Genomic DNA, 18,988 nt, shown 5'->3' with positions numbered 1-18,988 from the left:
CGGCGTGCGCTGATGTTTCGGCGTTAGCCGGCTACTCCGCGGGCATCAGGATGAAACCACACCTCCTCTCGGCACGGACAAACCCCCTCTCCCTTCAGGGAGAGGGCTGGGGAGAGGGTTGCGGAGTCAAACCAAAACACCGAGGCCGCCTGGAAACGCCGTTCGCGAGCAAGCTCGCTCCTACAGGAAGCGCAGACCGCAGCGGCTCAACGCTGCTTGAACAACTCCCCCGGCGTAAAGCCGAACAACCCCTTGAACGCAGCTATGTAAGCCGAAGTGGAGTCATAGCCACAATCCAGCGCCGCAGCGGTCACGCTGGCACCATCCTCCAGCACACCCAGCGAACCCAGCAGCCGCTGGCGCTGGCGCCAGAGGCGGAAGCTCATGCCGGTCTCGCGCTGGAACAGGCGCGAGAGGGTTTTTTCCGAGGTGCCCAGGCGTTGCGCCCAGTCGCCCAGGGTGAGGCTGGTGCTGGGTTGTTCGATCAGCGCCTGGCACAGCTGCAGCAGCCGCGGCTCCTGGGGCATGGGCAGGGAGAAGGCGACTTCCGGCAGGGTACGCAGCTGGTCCAGCAGCACGTTCACCAGGCGCTGCTCGGGGCTGTCGCCCTGTGGATAATCCACCGGCAGCTCGCAGAAGCTCTTGATCAGCTCGCGGGCCAGCGGCGTCACCTCCAGCACCCGGCAGCGCGGCTCCGCCCAGGCGCAGGCCTCGGCGCTCAGGTACAGGCTGCGCATCTCCGCGCGGCCGGAGGTGACCACCTCGTGCTCCAGGTACGCCGGTATCCAGATGGCCCGCTGCGGCGGGGCGAAGAAGCTGCCCTCGGCGGTGTGCACGCCGAGCACCCCGCTGATGGCGTAGGACAGTTGCACCCAGGCGTGGTGGTGGCGGCCGGTCCAGGAACCGGCGCGCAGGCTTTCGGCGCGCGCGTAGACCGGCCGCGGCAGGTCGTCGAGCGTGGGAATCGCGCGTTGCAGATGGGGGTGCTGTCCGTTCATCGCTATGCTTTGGCTTTGTATCGCTAGTCGACAGAGTCTGGCAGGGCTACCCTGCCGCCTCAAGCCGTCAACGGAGCCCGCCCATGCTGAATTTCTCCGCCCAGGAATATCCCTACGCTTCGCAACGCTCGCTGGTGTATGCCCGGCGCGGCATGGTGGCCACCTCGCAGCCGCTGGCGGCGCAGGTCGGGCTGGACATGCTCAAGCGCGGCGGCAACGCGGTGGACGCCGCGGTGGCCACGGCGGCGGCGCTGACGGTGGTGGAGCCCACCGGCTGCGGCATCGGCGGCGACGCCTTCGCCCTGGTGTGGGTCAAGGACAAGCTGCACGGCCTGGACGCCGCCGGCTACGCGCCCGGGGCGCTGGACATCGGCACGCTGCGCGGCGCCGGCCACACGCGCATGCCGCTGTATGGCTGGACGCCGGTGACAGTGCCGGGCTGCCCGGCGGCCTGGGCCGAGCTGTCGGCGCGCTTCGGCCGGCTGAGCTTCGCCGAACTGCTGGCCCCGGCCATCGAGCTGGCCGAGCAGGGCTTTCCGGTCTCGCCGGTGATCGCCGGCCTCTGGCAGAGCGGCCTGGACAAGTTCCGCGGGGTGCGCGACGCGCATCCGGAACTGGCGGCCTGGTTCGACGAATTCCTCATCGACGGCCGCGCCCCGCGCGCCGGGGAAATCTTCCGCAACCCCGGCCAGGCGCAGACCTTGCGCGAACTGGCGCAAAGCCGCTGCGAGAGCTTCTACCGCGGCGCCCTGGCCCAGCGCATCGCCGCCCACGCCCGGGCCAGCGGCGGCTACCTGGACGAGGCCGACCTGGCCGGCTACCGCGCCCAGTGGGTCGAGCCCATTGCACTGAACTACCGCGGCTACGACGTCTGGGAAATCCCCCCGGCCGGCCAGGGCCTGGTGGCGCTGATGGCCTTGAACATCCTCAAGGGCTTCGAATTCGGCGAGCGCGACAGCCCGGACACCTGGCACCGCCAGCTAGAGGCCATGAAGCTGGCCTACGCCGACGGCCGCGCCTACATCGGCCAGCCGGACGCCATGCGCTTCAGCGTCGCCGACCTGCTCAGCGACGACTACGCCGCCAGCCGCCGTGCGCTGATCGGCGAGCGCGCCCTGGAACCGCACCCGGGCAAGCCGCGCGCCGGCGGCACCGTGTACCTCGCCACGGCCGACGGCGAGGGCAACCTGGTGTCGTTCATCCAGAGCAACTACCACGGCTTCGGCTCCGGCGTGGTGGTGCCCGGCACCGGCATCGCCCTGCAGAACCGCGGCGCCGAGTTCAGCCTCGACGCCGCGCACGTCAACGCCCTGGCCCCGGGCAAGAAGACCTTCCACACCATCATCCCCGGCTTCCTCAGCAAGGGCGGCGTGCCCCTGGGGCCGTTCGGCGTGATGGGCGCCTACATGCAGCCCCAGGGCCACGTGCAGATGGTGATGAACCTGGTGGACTTCGGCCTCAACCCCCAGGCCGCGCTGGACGCCCCGCGCTGGCAGTGGCTGGGCGACAAGCGCATCGGCATCGAGCACGGCGCGCCGCGCAGCCTGGCGGCGGTGCTCACCCGCCGCGGCCACCACGTGGAAGTGGCCCACGACCTGAGCAGCTACGGGCGTGGCCAGATCATCCTGCGCGCCCCGCGCAGCGGCGTGCTCTGCGGCGGCACCGAGCCGCGCACCGACGGGCAGATCGCCGCCTGGTGAGACCGCCGCCGGGCCGGCGGAGGTGCTTGCGCGGCGCGGCTCTGGCATCATCCGCGCCCGGAAAGGCCGCGGCCGCCCGCAAGGTGGCCGCCGGGGCGCTTGTGTAGATTCTTCACAGCAAATTTGTATACATATTTTGAATTGATTCCATTCAACTCAAAGCAAATATGTATTCAATAGCCCTGCCCATGCTCGCCAAAATGGCGCTTCGGCACGCTGCGCTGCCCTGTGCGAAGGCACGACCTGTCCCGGGAGTCAGGTTTTTGCCCGATCCCAGGCCTTCGCCGGCCGCGACGCAGGCCCATGAAAAAGCATGGCTTTTCCCAAAACACAGAAGAAAACCCGGCCCGCGCCCGGCGTTGGCCCCGATCTTGCCTCGGCAGGCCAAGCCTGACCGAGTGGACAGGTTCAGAATTCCAACTAGATCGCAGCACTTCAAAACCTAGGAGCACCACATGACTCGCACCCTCGCATCCCTGCTGCTCGCCGGCGGGCTGCTGGCTACCGGCCAGGCCATGGCCGGCGGCGAAGACCTCACCCCCGCGCCGGCCAGCAACGACGGCCCGCTGATCTGGCACAACGAAAGCCTGACCTACCTGTGGGGCAAGAACTTCAAGGTCAACCCGCCGATCCAGCAGACCTTCACCTTCGAGAGCGCGAGCGCCTGGACCTGGGGCGACATCTGGTTCTTCGTCGACCAGATCAACTACAACGGCAAGGAAGACAGCCAGAACGGCAAGAACACCTACTACGGCGAGTTCAGCCCGCGCCTGTCGTTCGGCAAGATCACCGGCGCCGACCTGTCGCTGGGCCCGATCAAGGACGTGCTGCTGGCCACCACCTACGAATTCGGCGAAGGCGACACCGAGGCCTACCTGATCGGCCCGGGCTTCGACCTGGCCCTGCCCGGCTTCGACTACTTCCAGCTGAACTTCTACTACCGCAAGCCCGACGGCAACCGCGTACCCTCCGGCGCCTGGCAGATCACACCGGCCTGGGCCGTGACCATCCCGGTGGGCAACTCCGACATCCTCTTCGACGGCTTCATGGACTGGGTGGTCAACAACAAGAGCGCCAGCGCCAGCGAACGCGGCCAGAGCGACTACCACGCCAACCTGCACTTCAACCCGCAGATCAAGTACGACCTGGGCAAGGCCATGGGCTACGAGGCCAAGCACCTGTACGTGGGCGTGGAGTACGACTACTGGTCCGATAAGTACGGGATCAAGGATTCGCAGTTCTTCACCACCGACCAGAACACCACCAGTTTGTTGGTGAAGTACCACTTCTGATTGGGGCTGGGCGCTTTTCTGTTCTGTAGGAGCGAGCTTGCTCGCGAACGGTGTTTCCAGATGGCTTCGGTGCCTGGCCTGAAGAGCGCCCTCTCCCTAACCCTCTCCCTGAAGGGAGAGGGGACCGTTCGGAGTGCTTGGGTGTTCTGGAGTCAGCCGGCAACACCGCAGGTTTCCGGCTGAAACCATTACTCCTCTCGGCACGGACAAGCCCCCTCTCCCTTCAGGGCGGGGCGCGCAGCCGAGGGCTGGGGAGAGGGTTGCGGAGTCAAACTGCAACACCGAGGCCACCGGGAAACGCTGTTCGCGAGCGAGCTCGCTCCTACGAGAAGCCCCCACAGCGTCACCCCGCCAGCGCCTGCACCACTCCCATCACCAGCAACAGGCTCCCCCCCGCCAGCAACGTCTGCAGCGTGATGATCCCCGCCATCAGGTGACTGTCCCCACCCAACTGCCGCGTCAGCACATAGGCCGTGGGCGCCGTTGGCAGGGCGAAGAACAGCACGAACACCGCCGACTCCAGCGGCGCCAGGCCGAGCAGTTGGGCGCAGGCGAAGGCCAGGGCGGGCATCGCCAGCAGGCGCGTGGCGCAGCTGCCCAGCAGCACCGGCAGTTCCGCGCGCAGTTCCTTCGGTTGCAGCGCCGCGCCCACGCAGAGCAGGCCCAGCGGCAGGCTGGCCACCGCCAGCAGGTCGAACAGCCGGGCGCTGCCGCCGCCCAGTTCCAGGCCGGCCAGGTTGACCAGGGCGCCGGCGGCGCAGGCGAGGATCAGCGGGTTCCTGAGGATCGGCAGCAGCAGCGCGCGGGCGCTGATGCCGCGTTCGGCGGTCAGCGCCCAGACCGACATCAGGTTCACCGTCGGCACCATCAGCGCCAGCATCAGCGCCGCCAGGGTCAGGCCTTCCTTGCCGTACAGGCTGCCCACCGCGGCCAGGCCCAGGTAGGTGTTGAAGCGCAGCACACCCTGGGCGATGGCGCCGAAGCGTGCCGCGCTCCAGGCGCGCAGGCGCCGGCTGGCCAGCAGCGCCAGCCAGGCGCCGCCCAGGCCCAGGGCCACCGCCAGGGCCAGGCGGCCCAGCCCCGGGTCGCGCAGCGGCGCCTTGGCCAGGCTGGCGAACAGCAGCGCGGGGAACAGGATGAAGTAGTTCAGGCGTTCGGCCGCCGGCCAGAAGGCCTCGCCGGGGAAGCCGCGGCGGCGCAGCAGGTAGCCGCCGACGATAAGCGCGAAGAGCGGCCAGAGGGCCTCGAAGAGAACGGACACGGATACCCCGCGGCGGTGGTTGGGCGCCCATCTTGCCCAGCCGCGCGCGGCGACGGCAAGCCGGGCCCGGAGCTCAGGCCGGACCGGGGCGGCAGCGATGCAGGACCAGCCCGAGAAGCCTACGGCAGGCCTCGTCGGTGGAGGTGTCGGTGGCGTCCACTTCGAAGTCGGCGTCCAGCGGCGGCTCGTAGGGGCTGTCGATGCCGGTGAAGTTGCGCAGGCGGCCTTCCCGGGCGGCCTTGTACAGGCCCTTGGGGTCGCGCTCGGCGCAGGTCCGCAACGGCGTGCTGAGATACACGCTGAGGAACTCGTCAGCCGGGAACAGCGCGCGGGCGGCATCGCGCTCGGCGCGGAACGGCGAAATGGCGGCGACTATCACCACCAGCCCGGCCTCGGTCATCAGCCGCGCGGCATGGGCCAGGCGGCGGATGTTCTCGCGGCGGCCCTCGGGGCTCATGTCCAGGTCGCTGCACAGGCCGCCGCGGACCTGGTCGCCATCGAGCAGAAAGCTGTGCACGCGCTCGCGGTGCAGGGCCAGCTCCAGGGCGTTGGCCAGGCTCGACTTGCCCGAGCCGGACAGGCCGGTCAGCCAGATGCAGCAGGGGCGCTGGCCCTTGAGCGCGGCGCGGGCTTCGCGGCGCACGCTGCCGGTGACGGGGAACAGGGGTACTTTGAGGTCACTCATAGCCAAGCAGTTGGTAGTCGCGTTGATAGGCGCGGCGCACCAGGCGCCGCGTGCGAGTGCTGCAGAAGTCCCGGGCCGGGCCGGCCTGGCGCTGCCGCGAGGCGTTCAGGTGGGGCAGCTGGCCGCTGATGCCCAGGTGCTCGCACAGCGTCTGGAAGTCCGCTTCCAGGTTCTCCTGGCGGCCGATGAAGTCCAGCCCCAGGTGGCCGAGGGAATCGCAGAGGAAGGCCACCTGCGGCACGAAATGCAGCTGGCGCTGGAGGTTGTCCGGGTGCAGCCAGCGGTCGACGAAGTCGTCGAAGTCGCGGTACTGGCAGACCAGCTGGTGCGCCGCCCGGTCGCGCTGCGGCAGCTGGTTGCCGCGCAGGTAGGCATAGGCCGAGTAGGCGCGTTCCAGCGGGTCGCGGACGAAGCTGAACTTGAAGCTTTCGGCGTATTCGCCGGGGAACTGCTGCTCGTACCAGTACAGCGGCAGGTGGCCGGGGCGCCCGCCGTCGAACAGCGCCGCGCAGAGGCTGCTGCCGGCGCACTTGGGCACGTGCACGAACAGGCAGCGGCGCTCGCGGAAATACGCGGGGAAATGGGCGTTGCCGGACATCGCCTTGTTGACGATCTGGCGTTCCTGCACCGGCAGGCGGCTGAGCAGGAAGTTGCGCTGGACCTTGGGCAGCAGCTTCCAGAAGTAGCGTTGCAGCATGGGGACTCTCGAACGCCGGAGGGTCGCTCCGGTGGTTTTCCTTGGACGGCGGGAGGGCCCCGGCCTTAAGGAAACCTTAACAGGCCCGTGTCTGGCGATTATTCCGTGTTGGTCAAGAAGGTAAGGTTTCCGATACACGGCGACATGGGCCTTGTGGCTTGTAGGTCCATCCGGGGCGGTTTCCGACGGCCGGGGGAGTCTATTCCCGGCCCGGCGCGGCGCCCACGGCGAAAAGGATGCACAAAGCGTGGGAAATCCCTGAGGAAGTGACTGGCAGCCCGCCGCCGGTCGAGGCGCCACGAACGCGGCAAGCCCGGGCCCCGGCGGCGAAAGGCAGCTTTTTCTTATGTCGCAACGACATATTTAATAATTTTCCGAGCCTCCCGCTTCCGCCACCATCCGCCCTGTCACGTGCCGCCCGCCTTTCGGGCCCAGGGGCCACAGAGCCCATCGCCGCGCACGTTCCGCTTCGCTGTGAAACCTCCGGCCACCTGGCCACTGCCGCAGTTATCCAATAACAAGCCCAACAGGCTGTGGGAGTGCTTCATGAACAAGTCCTTGCTTGCGCGTTTCACCCGTCCCCTCGCCCTCGCCGGGCTGTTCGCCGGCGCCGCCGCGACGGCCCAGGCCGGCACCCTGTCCATCGGCCATACCACCTGGGTCGGCTACGGCACCCTGTACCTGGCCCGCGACCTGGGCTACTTCAAGGAGCAGGGCCTGGACCTGCAGCTCACCCCCATCGAGGAAGCGGCGATGTACATGGCCGCCCAGGCCTCCGGGAAACTCTCCGGCTCCGCCTCGACCATCGACGAAATCCTCAAGTACCGCCCGCAGTTCTGCTTCAAGGCCGTGGCCGCGCTGGACGACAGCCATGGCGGCGACGGCGTGCTGGTGGGCAAGGACGTCACCAGCCTGGCCCAGCTCAAGGGCCGGGAAGTAGCGGTCAACGAAGGCTCGGTGTCGCAGTTCTGGCTGTCGTACCTGCTGAAGAACGCCGGCATGAGCATGAGCGACATCAAGGTGCAGAACATGACCGCCGACGATGCCGCCACCGCCTTCATCGCCGGGCGCATCCCCGCCGCGGTGACCTGGGAGCCGCACCTGTCGATGGTGCGCCAGAAGCAGCAGGGCAAGGTGCTGGTGGACAGCACCAGCACCCCCGGGGTGATCGTCGACGTGGTGGCGCTGAACTGCGACGTCATCGACAAGCAGCCCGACGACGTCAAGGCCCTGGTCAAGGGCCTGTACAAGGCCGTGCAGTACACCAAGGAGCACCCGCAGGAGGCCTACGCCATCATGGCCAAGGGCGTCGGCGGCTACCTGTCCGACCCCAAGGACCTGGCCGAGGCGGCCAAGGGCGTGCGCTTCTATGACCAGGCCATGAGCGAGAAGCTCCTCGGCGCCCCCGGCAAGGCCGGCGATATCAAGGACATCATCGGCCTGGCCAACGAGACCTGGACGCAGCTGCAGGGCAAGACCTTCCAGGTCAGCTACGACGACCTGGTGGACACCCGCTTCGTCGCCCAGTGAACCCGGCGGGCCGCGCGCCCGCCCCTTCCCATCCTTCGTTCCACGAACATCCTGGCGGAAGGCTTGCGGCCGTCCGCATGGAGGTAATCCGCGATGTCACGTCCGAATAAATCCTGGCTCAGCCGCTGCCTGACGCCCAAGGTCGAGCTGCCGGTGCGCCTGGTGTGGTCCGCCAGCGCCCTGTGCTGGCTGCTGGTGTTCGGCCTCTGGGCCCTGCTCTCCTACGGCGGCGTGGTGCCGGCGATGTTCCTGCCCAGCCCCGGCGCGGTGCTGGACGCCGCCGTGCGCCTGGGCCGCGACGGCACCCTGGGCACCCACGTGCTGGCCAGCGTCGAAGTGGTGATGATCGGCTTCCTGGTCTCGTCCCTGGTGGCCGTGCCCCTGGGCCTGCTGATGGGCAGCTTCCGCATCGTCCAGGCCTTCCTCGAACCGCTGGTGAACTTCATCCGCTACCTGCCGGTGACCTCCTTCGTGCCGCTGTTCATCCTGTGGATCGGCATCGGCATCGAGCAGCGCGTCACGGTGATCATCTTCGGCGTGTTCTTCCAGCAGCTGGTGATGATCGCCGACGTCTCCCGCGGCGTCGCCAAGGACCTGGTCAACGCCTCCTACACCCTGGGCTGCACCCGCCGCGACGTGGTGCTGCACGTGCTCGGCCCGGCCTCGCTGCCCGGCGTGCTGGACACCCTGCGGGTGACCATGGGCTGGGCCTGGACCTACCTGGTGGTGGCCGAGCTGGTCGCCGCCTCCAGCGGCCTGGGCTACATCAGCCTGAAGGCCATGCGCGGCTTCCAGGTGGACGTGATCTTCCTGGCCATCGCCATCATCGGCCTGCTCGGGCTGATCACCGACCAACTCTTCCGCATCCTCCGACTGAAGGTGGCCTCATGGGCGCAGTAGCAGCCATGCAACGCAACGACGCGGCACCGGCCGCACAAGGGGCGCAGCCGGCGCGGCTGCGCGTGGACCAGGTCAGCCTGCGCTACCGCACCCCCGAGGGCGGTACCTTCGCCGCGCTGGAGAAGGTCTCCTTCGAGGTGCCGGACCAGCAGTTCGCGGTGATCGTCGGCCCCTCCGGCTGCGGCAAGTCGAGCCTGCTGTACCTCACCGCCGGGCTGTCCGAGCCCACCGAGGGCGACATCTACGTCGGCGGCCAGCGCGTCGACGGCCCCGGCGCCGACCGCGGCATGGTGTTCCAGAGCTACACCCTGTTCCCCTGGCTGACCGTGCGCGAGAACGTCGAGTTCGGCCTGAAGCGCCGCAGTCTGCCGGCCGCCGAGCGCAAGGAGATCGTCGACTACTACCTCAACGAGGTGGGCCTGGCCAACTTCGCCGGCAACTACCCCAAGCAGCTCTCCGGCGGCATGATGCAGCGCGTGGCCATCGCCCGCGCGCTGGCCAACGACCCGCAGATTCTGCTGATGGACGAGCCCTTCGGCGCCCTCGACAGCCAGACGCGCATGCAGATGCAGAAGCTGCTGCTGCGCGTGTGGGACCACAGCAAGAAGACCGTGGTGTTCGTCACCCACGACATCGACGAAGCCATCCTGCTGGGCGACCGCGTCTACGTCATGGGCGCCCGCCCGGGGCGCATCAAGCGCATCCTCGACGTGCCCATCGAGCGCCCGCGCTCGCTGGACATGGTGATGGACCGCCCGTTCATCGAGATGAAGCGCGAAATCCTCGGGCTGCTCCACGACGACCTGGAAGAAGCGCACTGAAGCCCACCGCGGGGGCGCGGTGCCCGCCTCGCTCCCGCGGCCGGTTCACAGCCCCAGGTCGCTCAGCGACGGGTGATCGTCCGGACGCCGGCCCAGGGGCCAGCGGAACAGGCGCTCGTCCTCGGTTATGGGCAGGTCGTTGATGCTGGCGTGGCGCTCGACCATCAGGCCCTGCTCGTCGAAGGCCCAGTTCTCGTTGCCGTAGGAACGGAACCAGTTGCCCGAGTCGTCGTGCCACTCGTAGGCGAAGCGCACGGCGATGCGCTCGCCGGTGAAGGCCCAGAGTTCCTTGATCAGCCGGTAGTCCAGTTCGCGGCGCCACTTGCCGGTGAGAAATTCGACGATCTGCACGCGGCCGCGGATGAAAGTGGAGCGGTTGCGCCAGGTGCTGTCCGGGCTGTAGGCCAGGGACACGCGCTGCGGGTCGCGGCTGTTCCAGCCATCCTCGGCGGCGCGCACCTTCTGGATGGCGGTCTCGCGGGTGAAGGGCGGCAGGGGTGGGCGGGCTTCGCTCATGATGGGGGCTCCTGGGGTGGGGGTTCTGGTCATGGTGCGCCTGGGGTGGGTTTGGAGGAATGACAGGCATCCCACGGATGTTGCCAAGATGATGGGTGGTGTTCGTCGGTGGTTGCGTGGGCCTTGGGTGGACTCCGTTCCCTCTCCCTAACCCTCTCCCTGAAGGGAGAGGGGACCGTTCGGAGTGCTTGGGTATTTCGGCGTTAGCCGGCTGGCACCGTAATTTCCGGCTGAAACCATTCCTCCTCTCGGCACGGACTGCCCCCTCTCCCTTCAGGGAGAGGGCTGGGGAGAGGGGCTCGAAGCCCCCACCGAAGCCCCACCCACAAACACCCCCCGATCCTCCCGCGGACAAACCCCGAACCTGGCCCGATAACTCCGCGACAGATACGAAGGCGACTCGAACCCACAGGCCAGCCCCACCTCCAGCACGCTCATCTCCGTCTGCCGCAACAACTGCCGGGCCTTGTCCAGGCGCAAGCCGAGGTAGAAGTTCGACGGCGTGTCGTTCAGATGCAGGCGGAACAGGCGCTCCAACTGGCGGCGGGTGACCTGGATGCGCTCGGCCAGGTCCAGGGTGGAGAGCGGCGGCTCGGTGTGCCTTTCCATCTCGCCCAGCACCTGGATCAGCTTCTTGTTGGTCACCCCGTAGCGCGTCGCCAGTTGCAGGCGCTGGTGGTCCTGGCGGGTGCGGATGCGCCCGACCACGAACTGCTCGGACACCTGCACCGCCAGCTCCGGGCCCTGGGCGCGGGCGATCAGGTCGAGCATCAGATCGATGGAGGCTGTGCCGCCGGCGGAGGTGATGCGCGAGCCGTCGATCTCGAACAGCTCCTGGGTCGCCTGCAGCTGTGGATAAGTCTCCCGGAAGGCGTCCAGCGCCTCCCAGTGCAGCGTGCAGCGATGGCGGTCGAGCAGCCCGGCCTCGGCGAGGACGAAGCTGCCGGTGTCGATGCCGCCGAGGGTCACGCCTTCGCGGTCGAGGCGGCGCAGCCAGTGCAGCAGCGCCGGGGTGCAGGCCTGCAGCGGATCGAAGCCGGCCACCACGAACAGCGTGTCGCCGCGGCCCAGGCCCTGCAGGGCGCCGTCGGCGTTCATCGACATGCCGCTGCTGGCCAGCACCGGGCCGCCGTCGACGCTCAGCAGGTGCCAGCGGTAGAGCCCGCCGCGGAAGCGGTTGGCGACGCGCAGCGGCTCCACGGCGGAGATGAACCCCATCAGGGAAAAACCGGGCAGCAGGAGGAACCAGAAGTCGTTCGACATGGCGTCATCCAGGCGATTCGGAGCGGCGATCCGTTGGTATGGAGCATTTGCCCGGCCCTGGCAATGGCCGAGGTCGCCAGCGTGCAAGTGCAGGTCGCCGGAGTGCGATTTTCCGTCGCAGGCCGTGCGTAATTTGAACACCAGCCACCGCCGCGCGGGGCCATGACACAACAACGATAACCATTGCCGCAAAGGCCTTGAGGAGAAGTCATGAAGCTATCGATCAAAGCGGGCGCCTGCGCCGCGCTGTTCACCCTGGTCAGCAGCGCCTGGGCCGCCGAGCCGGCGTCGTGCCAGAACGTGCGCATGGGCTCGGTGAACTGGACCGACGTGGTGGCCAGCAGCGCCGTGGCCGAGGCCCTGCTCGACGGCCTGGGCTACAAGGTCAAGCAGACCAGCGCCTCGCAGCAGATCATCCTGGCCGGCATGGCCGACAAGCAGCTCGACGTCTTCCTCGGCTACTGGCAGCCGACCATGCAGCCGGTGGCCAAGCCCTACCTGGACAAGCAGCAGATCGAAGTCATCACCCCGGCCACCCTGGGCGACGCGCAGTCCACCTACGCGGTGCCCACCTACGTCTACGACGGCGGCCTGAAGACCTTCGCCGACATCGCCAAATTCCGCGACAAGCTGGACAACAAGATCTACCTGATCGAGCCGGGCAGCGGCTCCAACCGCATCACCGCGGACATGATCGCCAAGGACAAGTTCGGCCTGAAGGGCTTCCAGGTCGTCGAGTCCAGCGAGGCCGGCATGCTCACCGCGGTCAAGCGCGCCATCAAGCGCCAGCAGTGGGTGGTGTTCTTCGGCTGGAAACCGCACCCGATGAACCTGCAGATCGACATGAAATACCTCACCGGCAGCGACGACGTGTTCGGCCCCAACGAAGGCGCCGCCACCGTCTCCATCATGACCGCCGCCGGCTACCAGGCGCAGTGCGGCAACGTCGCCAAGCTGCTGCACAACCTGCGCTTCAGCAGCCAGGAAGTCAGCCAGGTGATGGAACCCATCCTCGACCGCAGCCAGCCGCTGGACGCCGCCCGCGCCTGGCTCAAGGCCCATCCCGACCAGCTCAAGGCCTGGCTCGACGGGGTGACCACCTTCGACGGCAAGCCGGCCGAACCCGCCTTCGTCGCCAGCCTGAAATAAGCCAACAACGCCCCACCCTTGCGCGGCGTGCCCGCCGCGCAGGGCCCCCGTACGCCTGAAGAAAGGACAGCCACCGTGAACCATGAAGTCATAGTCACCTGCGCGGTGACCGGCGCCGGCGACACCGTCGGCAAGCACCCGGCCATCCCCGTCACCCCCAAGGAAATCGCCGCCGCCGCCATCGAGGCGGCCAAGGCCGGCGCCACCGTGGCCCACTGCCACGTGCGCGACCCGCAGACCGGCAAGCCCAGCCGCGACGTGAACCTCTACCGCGAAGTGGTGGAGCGCATCCGCGAGAGCGACACCGACGTCATCATTAACCTCACCGCCGGCATGGGCGGCGACCTGGAGATCGGCAAGGGCGAGCAGCCCCTGGAATTCGGCGCCGGCACCGACCTGGTCGGCCCGCTGGAGCGCCTGGCCCACGTCGAGGCGCTGCTGCCGGAGATCTGCACCCTGGACTGCGGCACCCTGAACTTCGGCGACGGCGACTTCATCTACGTCTCCACCCCGGCCCAGCTGCGCGCCGGCGCCAAGCGCATCACCGAACTGGGGGTGAAGGCCGAGCTGGAAATCTTCGACACCGGCCACCTGTGGTTCGCCAAACAGATGCTCAAGGAAGGCCTGCTGGAAGACCCGCTGATCCAGATCTGCCTGGGCATCCCCTGGGGCGCGCCGGCCGACACCACCACCATGAAGGCCATGGCCGACAACATCCCCGAAGGCATCACCTGGGCCGGCTTCGGCATCGGCCGCTCGCAGATGCCCATGGTCGCCCAGGCCATGCTGCTGGGCGGCAACGTGCGGGTGGGCCTGGAAGACAACATCTGGCTGGACCGCGGCGTGCACGCCAGCAACGGCAGCCTGGTGGAACGCGCCATCGAGATCATCGAACGCCTCGGCGGCCGCGCCCTGACCCCGGCCGAGGGGCGCAAGAAGATGAACCTCAAGCCCCGCCCCTGAAACCCGCTTTTCGTAGGAGCGAGCTTGCTCGCGAACCGGGTCCTCTGCGGAGCCGTTCGCGAGCAAGCTCGCTCCTACGGGCCATCCCCCTTTCCCGCTGGAGCCCTTCATGTCCTACATCACCGAAATCAAGACCTTCGCCGCCCTCGGCAGCGGCGTCATCGGCAGCGGCTGGATCGCCCGCGCCCTGGCCCACGGCCTCGACGTGGTCGCCTGGGACCCGGCGCCGGGCGCCGAGGCCGCCCTGCGCCAGCGCGTGGCCAACGCCTGGCCGGCGCTGCAGAAAGCCGGGCTGGTGCCCGGCGCGTCCCAGGAACGCCTGAAGTTCGTCGACACCATCGAGGAATGCGTGCGCGACGCCGACTTCATCCAGGAAAGCGCCCCCGAGCGCCTGGACCTGAAGTGCGAGCTGCACGCGAAGATCAGCGCCGCCGCCAAGCCCAACGCGCTGATCGGCTCCAGCACCTCGGGCCTGCTGCCCAGCGAGTTCTACGCCGACGCCACGCACCCCGGGCGCTGCGTGGTCGGCCACCCGTTCAACCCGGTGTACCTGCTGCCGCTGGTGGAAGTGGTGGGCGGGCAGAAGACCGACCCGGCGGCCATCCAGGCGGCCATCGCGGTCTACCGCAGCCTGGGCATGCGCCCGCTGCACGTGCGCAAGGAAGTCCCCGGCTTCATCGCCGACCGCCTGCTCGAAGCGCTCTGGCGCGAGGCCCTGCACCTGGTCAACGACGGCGTCGCCAGCACCGGCGAGATCGACGACGCCATCCGCTTCGGCGCCGGCCTGCGCTGGTCGTTCATGGGCACCTTCCTGACCTACACCCTGGCCGGCGGCAACGCCGGGATGCGCCACTTCATGGCCCAGTTCGGCCCGGCCCTGCAACTGCCCTGGACCTACCTGCCGGCGCCGGAACTGACCGAATCGCTGATCGACAAGGTGGTCGAAGGCACCACCGAGCAGCAGGGCAAGCGCAGCATCGCCGAGCTGGAACGCTACCGCGACGACTGCCTGCTGGCAGTGCTCGGCGCCATCAAGGACACCAAGGCCCGCCACGGCTTCGCCTTCGTGGATTAACCTCGGACTATCCGCCCACTCCGAACCGCCCCCTCTCCCGCTTGCGGGAGAGGGCTGGGGAGAGGGGCTCTGTCGGAAGCGCACCCATGCCCACCCTGAAAACCTACGAAACCCCGGTACTGGCCGAGTGGACCGACTACAACGGCCACCTGCGCGACGCCTACTACCTGCTGATCTTCAGCTACGCCACCGACGCCCTGATGGACCATCTGGGCCTGGACAGCGCCGGCCGCGAGGCCAGCGGCCACTCGCTGTTCACCCTGGAGGTGCACCTGAACTACCTGCACGAGGTGAAGCAGGGCGAGCCGGTGGAAGTGCGCACCCAGCTGCTGGCCCACGACCGCAAGCGCCTGCACGTGCACCACACGCTGCACCGCCCCGGCGAGGACGAACCGCTGGCGGCCAGCGAACAGATGCTGCTGCACGTGAGCCTGGACGGCCCGCGCTCGGCGCCCTTCGAGGGCGTGGTGCTGGAGCGCGTGCTGGCCCTGGCCGAGGCGCACCGCGCCCTGCCGCGGCCGGCGCACGTCGGCCGGGTGATCGGCCTGCCGGGCTGAGCATGGCGCGCGAGTACCCGCTGTCCGCCGGCATGGCGGACTTCGTCGCGCGCACCCGCGCTTTCGCCAGCGCCGATCCGTCCCTGGCGGCGCAGCGCAAGGCCTACTCGCGCATGGCCGCTGCCTTCACCCCGCTGCGCCCGCCGGGCCTGCGGGTGAGCGACCTGGCCCTGGCCGGCCTGCCGCCGCTGCGCCTGTTCCGCCCGGCGGGCACACCGCCGGCAACGGGCTGGGCGGCGCTGCTGTTCCTCCACGGCGGCGGCTGGATGCTCGGCGACCTCGACTCCCACGCCTTCTTCTGCGCCGAACTGGCCGCCCGCCTGGGCCTGCTGGTGGTAGCTGTGGACTACCGGCTGGCCCCGGAACACCCCTTCCCCGCCGCCCTGCAGGACAGCCTGGCAGCCTGGCGCGCCCTGCGCGACGGCGCGCTGGACGAACCCCTCGACCGCACCCGTCTGGCGGTAGCCGGCGACAGCGCCGGCGGCAACCTGGCCGCCGCCCTGTGCCTGGCCCTGCGCGACGCGGGCGAGCCGCAGCCGCGGGTTCAGGCGCTGGTCTATCCGGCGCTGGGTGACGAAGCTACGGATTCGCGAGTCGAGTGTGCGGATGCGCCGTTATTGTCCGCTGCCGACATGCGGGTGTGCATCGATGCCTATTTGCCTGATCCATTGCAACGGCATCGGCCTCTTGCCTTGCCTTTGCGGGCCCATGATTTCGCTGGGTTGGCACCGGCGTTCGTGGGTGTGGCCGAGTTCGATCCGTTGCGGGATGACGGGCGGCGCTATGCCGAGCGGCTGCGCAGGGATGGGGTGGAGGTAGACTATTTTCCCGGGCCGGGGTTGGTCCATGGCTGCTTGCGGGCGCGGGAACTGGCGGAGGTGGATAGGTTGTACGAGGCACTGTTCGAGGCGCTGGCCCGGCGCCTGGATTGAGCGCAGGCGGTTTTTCCGCTTTTCGTAGGAGCGAGCTTGCTCGCGAACGGAGTTCTGCCGGTCAGGTTCGGTGCAGATCCTGAAGAACGCCCTCTCCCTAACCCTCTCCCTGAAGGGAGAGGGGACCGTTGGGCAGAATCGGGTGTTCTGGAGTCAGCCGGCAACACCGAAGGTTTCCGGCTGAAACCATCACTTCTCTCGGCACGGACAAGCCCCCTCTCCCTTCAGGGAGAGGGTTGGGGAGAGGGAGCGGAGTCAACCCAGCGCGCCAGTACCACCGGGAGACCTGGTTCGCGAGCAAGCTCGCTCCTACGAAAAGCCAACCAGAACGAACAAAAAAAATCCCCCGCCGCGCCCGACGCGCGACAGGGGACGAAAGCGAGCCGTCAAGGCTCCCAGTGTGACAAGCACCTACTTCGGTATCGACCGCAGCGGTATGGCTCCAGTGTGGCTGCTTCGCCAACTTCGGGTTTGCCGAAAACGACGTGCGCGTATCCGCCGCGGACAGGCAACGAAACTAGGCACGGCCCCTTAAGCAATCCTTAAGGCGACGACATCGAGAATCCTTCTTGTTTGCATTCTCAGCCGCCGCCGCCCCCTGCGCCGCGCGGCCCTGCCCCAGGTGAAACCATGCTGGTCCCCTTCCTGATCATGCTCCGCGAGGGCATGGAGGCCGCGCTCATCGTCGGCATCATCGCCAGCTACCTGCGCCGCACCGGGCGCGCGCACTGGATGCCGGCGGTGTGGATCGGGGTGTTCCTCGCCGCCGCCCTGGCGCTGTTCGTCGGCGCCGGGCTGGAGCTGGCCAGCGCCGAGTTCCCGCAGAAGCAGCAGGAACTGTTCGAGGCCCTGGTGGGCCTGGCCGCGGTGGCCATCCTCACCTCCATGGTGTTCTGGATGCGCAAGATGGCGCGCTCCATCAAGGGCGAGCTGCAGGCCGCGCTGGACCAGGCCTTCCACTCCCGCCACCAGGGTTATGCGCTGATCGCCATGGTGTTCCTCGCCGTGGCCCGCGAGGGCCTGGAGACGGTGTTCTTCCTGCTCGCCGTGTTCCAGCAGAGCGACGGCCCCGGCGCGCCGCTGGGGGCGCTGCTCGGCCTGGCGCTGGCGGTGGCCCTGGGCTACGGCATCTACAGCGGCGGCGTGCGCCTGAACCTGGCGCGCTTCTTCCGCTGGACCGGGCTGTTCATCCTGGTGGTGGCCGCCGGCATCCTCGCCAACGCGGTGCGCTCGCTGCACGAGGCCGGGGTCTGGAACCTGCTGCAGGCGCCCCTGTGGGACAGCGGCGCCAGCCTGCCCGAGGACGGCGCCCTGGGCTCGCTGCTGGCCGGGCTGTTCGGCTACCAGCAGAGCCCCACCCTGAGCACCCTCGGCGCCTGGCTGGCCTACCTGGCGCTGAGCCTGACGCTGTTCTTCCTGCCGCCGCGCCCCGCGGCCCCTGCCCGGAGCACCGCCGAATGAGCCTGCCGGAACCCCAGCCGCCGGTGGGCGCCCGCCGCCTGCTGCTCAACGCCGCGGTGGCGGCCTCGGCGGCCCTGGCCGTGCTCGCCGCGGCGGCCTTCTACTACGCCGCGCGCCACGCCCACCAGGCCAGGGTGGAAAACGACGAAGTGCAGGTCACGGTGCTGCCCCACGGCTGCCAGCCCAACGCCCTGAGCGTGCCGGCCGGGCAGGCGCGCTTCCGCATCCTCAACCGCTCCGACCGCGCGGTGGAGTGGGAAATCCTCGACGGCGTGATGGTGGTGGAGGAACGCGAGAACATCGCCCCGGGCATGAGCCAGTCGCTCTCGGCCTACCTCGCCCCCGGCGACTACCAGGTCACCTGCGGCCTGCTCAGCAACCCCCACGGCAGCCTGCACGTCACCCCCAGCGCGGCCGCCAGCGCCGCCCGGCAGGCGCGCTCGCCGCTGCTGGACTTCGTCGCCCCGCTGGCCGAATACCGCGTCTACCTGGCCGGCCAGCTGCGCCAGCTGCAACGCGCCCTGGACGCCCTGCGTCAGGCCCTGGCGGCCAACGACCTCGGCGCCGCGCGCACGCACTACCTGGAAGGCCGCGCCGCCTACCAGCGCATCGCCGCCAGCGCCCAGCGCCTGGCCGAGCTGGACAACCGCATCGCCCCACGCGCCGACGCCTTCGAGCAGCGCGAGCAAGACCCGGCCTTCGGCGGCTTCCACCGCATCGAGTACGGCCTGTTCGCCCAGGACTCGACCGCCGGCCTGGCGCCGGTCGCCACGCAACTGCAGGCCGACGTCGCCACCCTGAAGGACGCCCTCATGGCCCAGTCGCTGCCGCCCGAACAGCTCTCCGGCAACGCCGCGCGGCTGCTGCGCAACCTGGCCGAGCAACGCGTGAACGGCGACGAGGAACGCTACAGCCACAGCGACCTGGCCGGTTTCGCCGCCAACCTGGAGGGCGCGCGCAAGGTCATCGACCTGCTGCGCCCGCTGCTGCAACGCAAGGCCGCCGAACTGCCCGCGCGCCTGGACGCCGCCGCCGCGGCGCTCGACACCGGCCTCGCGCAACTGGCCGGCAGGCCCTACGACCAGGTCACGGCCGCCCAGCGCCAGCAGCTGGCCGCCGCGGCCACCCGCCTGGCCGAGGCGCTGGACGCCATGGCGCCGGCCCTGGGCCTGGCCCAACCCTGATCCG

The 18,988-nt window shown here is 68.9% G+C and carries 18 protein-coding genes; 12 read left to right on the top strand and 6 right to left on the bottom strand.

Features of this window, described 5'->3' with window-relative positions; all coding sequences use genetic code 11:
* Positions 1–206: 206 nt before the first annotated feature.
* Positions 207–1,004: an AraC family transcriptional regulator gene (locus QSJ95_RS19175; protein ID WP_024128863.1), complete on the bottom strand. Its 798-nt coding sequence runs from the start codon at positions 1,002–1,004 to the stop codon at positions 207–209.
* A gap of 77 nt (positions 1,005–1,081) precedes the next feature.
* On the opposite strand from QSJ95_RS19175, the gene QSJ95_RS19170 reads away from it, so the two are divergent.
* Together QSJ95_RS19170 and QSJ95_RS19165 are read left to right on the top strand one after the other, a co-directional pair.
* A complete protein-coding gene (locus tag QSJ95_RS19170) occupies positions 1,082–2,698 on the top strand; it encodes a gamma-glutamyltransferase family protein (RefSeq protein WP_285644592.1) in 1,617 nt (538 codons plus the stop codon).
* Positions 2,699–3,153: 455 nt separating this feature from the next.
* Positions 3,154–3,990, top strand: coding sequence for an outer membrane protein OmpK (locus QSJ95_RS19165; protein ID WP_009614309.1), 837 nt, complete (start codon positions 3,154–3,156; stop codon positions 3,988–3,990).
* 343 nt (positions 3,991–4,333) lie between these two features.
* Here QSJ95_RS19165 and QSJ95_RS19160 read toward each other — a convergent pair whose 3' ends face one another.
* From QSJ95_RS19160 to QSJ95_RS19150, 3 genes are all read right to left on the bottom strand, one after another.
* Positions 4,334–5,251: an AEC family transporter gene (locus QSJ95_RS19160; RefSeq protein WP_043316008.1), complete on the bottom strand. Its 918-nt coding sequence runs from the start codon at positions 5,249–5,251 to the stop codon at positions 4,334–4,336.
* A gap of 73 nt (positions 5,252–5,324) precedes the next feature.
* Entirely contained in the window at positions 5,325–5,936 is a 612-nt protein-coding gene (cysC, locus tag QSJ95_RS19155; protein ID WP_285644587.1) for an adenylyl-sulfate kinase, read from the bottom strand.
* Positions 5,929–6,633 (bottom strand): sulfotransferase family 2 domain-containing protein, encoded by a 705-nt coding sequence (locus QSJ95_RS19150; RefSeq protein WP_285644585.1) that lies wholly within the window; start codon positions 6,631–6,633, stop codon positions 5,929–5,931. The genes cysC and QSJ95_RS19150 overlap by 8 nt, the downstream gene beginning before the upstream one ends.
* Before the next feature lie 546 nt (positions 6,634–7,179).
* Here QSJ95_RS19150 and QSJ95_RS19145 point away from each other — a divergent pair.
* The 3 genes from QSJ95_RS19145 to QSJ95_RS19135 all read left to right on the top strand — a co-directional run bounded on the left by QSJ95_RS19145 (position 7,180) and on the right by QSJ95_RS19135 (position 9,884).
* Complete coding sequence (locus QSJ95_RS19145; protein WP_285644584.1) at positions 7,180–8,163, top strand: ABC transporter substrate-binding protein; 984 nt, start codon at positions 7,180–7,182, stop codon at positions 8,161–8,163.
* Positions 8,164–8,256: 93 nt separating this feature from the next.
* Entirely contained in the window at positions 8,257–9,063 is an 807-nt protein-coding gene (locus QSJ95_RS19140) for an ABC transporter permease (protein ID WP_061563149.1), read from the top strand.
* Positions 9,051–9,884, top strand: a complete 834-nt coding sequence (locus tag QSJ95_RS19135) for an ABC transporter ATP-binding protein (RefSeq protein WP_285644581.1) — start codon at positions 9,051–9,053, stop codon at positions 9,882–9,884. Before QSJ95_RS19140 ends, QSJ95_RS19135 begins: the two co-directional genes overlap by 13 nt.
* A gap of 45 nt (positions 9,885–9,929) precedes the next feature.
* Here QSJ95_RS19135 and QSJ95_RS19130 read toward each other — a convergent pair whose 3' ends face one another.
* Positions 9,930–10,400 carry a nuclear transport factor 2 family protein gene (locus QSJ95_RS19130; RefSeq protein ID WP_269962009.1) on the bottom strand — a complete coding sequence of 157 codons (471 nt, stop codon included), beginning with the start codon at positions 10,398–10,400 and terminating at the stop codon, positions 9,930–9,932.
* 273 nt (positions 10,401–10,673) lie between these two features.
* A complete protein-coding gene (locus tag QSJ95_RS19125) occupies positions 10,674–11,663 on the bottom strand; it encodes a GlxA family transcriptional regulator (RefSeq protein ID WP_285644579.1) in 990 nt (329 codons plus the stop codon).
* A 210-nt stretch (positions 11,664–11,873) separates the two neighbouring features.
* On the opposite strand from QSJ95_RS19125, the gene choX reads away from it, so the two are divergent.
* The 7 genes from choX (at position 11,874) to efeO (ending at position 18,984) form a co-directional block, all read left to right on the top strand.
* Positions 11,874–12,812 (top strand): choline ABC transporter substrate-binding protein, encoded by a 939-nt coding sequence (gene choX, locus QSJ95_RS19120; RefSeq protein WP_061563151.1) that lies wholly within the window; start codon positions 11,874–11,876, stop codon positions 12,810–12,812.
* A gap of 75 nt (positions 12,813–12,887) precedes the next feature.
* Positions 12,888–13,775, top strand: coding sequence for a 3-dehydrocarnitine:acetyl-CoA trimethylamine transferase CdhC (gene cdhC, locus QSJ95_RS19115; protein ID WP_276214243.1), 888 nt, complete (start codon positions 12,888–12,890; stop codon positions 13,773–13,775).
* Between the two features lie 109 nt (positions 13,776–13,884).
* On the top strand, positions 13,885–14,850 hold the full coding sequence (locus QSJ95_RS19110) for an L-carnitine dehydrogenase (RefSeq protein WP_285644575.1): 966 nt from the start codon (positions 13,885–13,887) through the stop codon (positions 14,848–14,850).
* Positions 14,851–14,936: 86 nt separating this feature from the next.
* Positions 14,937–15,407: a thioesterase family protein gene (locus QSJ95_RS19105; protein WP_043270204.1), complete on the top strand. Its 471-nt coding sequence runs from the start codon at positions 14,937–14,939 to the stop codon at positions 15,405–15,407.
* Positions 15,408–15,409: 2 nt separating this feature from the next.
* Complete coding sequence (locus tag QSJ95_RS19100; protein WP_285644573.1) at positions 15,410–16,339, top strand: alpha/beta hydrolase; 930 nt, start codon at positions 15,410–15,412, stop codon at positions 16,337–16,339.
* 630 nt (positions 16,340–16,969) lie between these two features.
* Positions 16,970–17,800, top strand: coding sequence for an iron uptake transporter permease EfeU (efeU, locus tag QSJ95_RS19095; RefSeq protein WP_043270199.1), 831 nt, complete (start codon positions 16,970–16,972; stop codon positions 17,798–17,800).
* A complete protein-coding gene (gene efeO / locus QSJ95_RS19090; RefSeq protein ID WP_285644570.1) occupies positions 17,797–18,984 on the top strand; it encodes an iron uptake system protein EfeO in 1,188 nt (395 codons plus the stop codon). Before efeU ends, efeO begins: the two co-directional genes overlap by 4 nt.
* The last annotated feature ends 4 nt before the right edge of the window (positions 18,985–18,988 follow it).

It is taken from the genome of Pseudomonas sp. NBRC 100443, assembly GCF_030268185.1.
In the GTDB taxonomy this organism is placed as follows: domain Bacteria; phylum Pseudomonadota; class Gammaproteobacteria; order Pseudomonadales; family Pseudomonadaceae; genus Pseudomonas; species Pseudomonas citronellolis.
Note: the sequence above shows the minus strand (reverse complement) of the source record. Positions and strands in the feature narration are given on the sequence as shown.

What these genes read in the sequence shown, in the direction of transcription:
- QSJ95_RS19170 (WP_285644592.1), top strand. Translation starts at nt 1,082, where the DNA reads ATGCTGAATTTCTCCGCCCAGGAATATCCCTACGCTTCGCAACGCTCG.
- QSJ95_RS19165 (WP_009614309.1), top strand. Translation starts at nt 3,154, where the DNA reads ATGACTCGCACCCTCGCATCCCTGCTGCTCGCCGGCGGGCTGCTGGCT.
- cysC (WP_285644587.1), bottom strand. Translation starts at nt 5,936, where the DNA reads ATGAGTGACCTCAAAGTACCCCTGTTCCCCGTCACCGGCAGCGTGCGC.
- QSJ95_RS19150 (WP_285644585.1), bottom strand. Translation starts at nt 6,633, where the DNA reads ATGCTGCAACGCTACTTCTGGAAGCTGCTGCCCAAGGTCCAGCGCAAC.
- QSJ95_RS19145 (WP_285644584.1), top strand. Translation starts at nt 7,180, where the DNA reads ATGAACAAGTCCTTGCTTGCGCGTTTCACCCGTCCCCTCGCCCTCGCC.
- QSJ95_RS19140 (WP_061563149.1), top strand. Translation starts at nt 8,257, where the DNA reads ATGTCACGTCCGAATAAATCCTGGCTCAGCCGCTGCCTGACGCCCAAG.
- QSJ95_RS19135 (WP_285644581.1), top strand. Translation starts at nt 9,051, where the DNA reads ATGGGCGCAGTAGCAGCCATGCAACGCAACGACGCGGCACCGGCCGCA.
- QSJ95_RS19130 (WP_269962009.1), bottom strand. Translation starts at nt 10,400, where the DNA reads ATGAGCGAAGCCCGCCCACCCCTGCCGCCCTTCACCCGCGAGACCGCC.
- QSJ95_RS19125 (WP_285644579.1), bottom strand. Translation starts at nt 11,663, where the DNA reads ATGTCGAACGACTTCTGGTTCCTCCTGCTGCCCGGTTTTTCCCTGATG.
- choX (WP_061563151.1), top strand. Translation starts at nt 11,874, where the DNA reads ATGAAGCTATCGATCAAAGCGGGCGCCTGCGCCGCGCTGTTCACCCTG.
- QSJ95_RS19110 (WP_285644575.1), top strand. Translation starts at nt 13,885, where the DNA reads ATGTCCTACATCACCGAAATCAAGACCTTCGCCGCCCTCGGCAGCGGC.
- QSJ95_RS19105 (WP_043270204.1), top strand. Translation starts at nt 14,937, where the DNA reads ATGCCCACCCTGAAAACCTACGAAACCCCGGTACTGGCCGAGTGGACC.
- QSJ95_RS19100 (WP_285644573.1), top strand. Translation starts at nt 15,410, where the DNA reads ATGGCGCGCGAGTACCCGCTGTCCGCCGGCATGGCGGACTTCGTCGCG.
- efeU (WP_043270199.1), top strand. Translation starts at nt 16,970, where the DNA reads ATGCTGGTCCCCTTCCTGATCATGCTCCGCGAGGGCATGGAGGCCGCG.
- efeO (WP_285644570.1), top strand. Translation starts at nt 17,797, where the DNA reads ATGAGCCTGCCGGAACCCCAGCCGCCGGTGGGCGCCCGCCGCCTGCTG.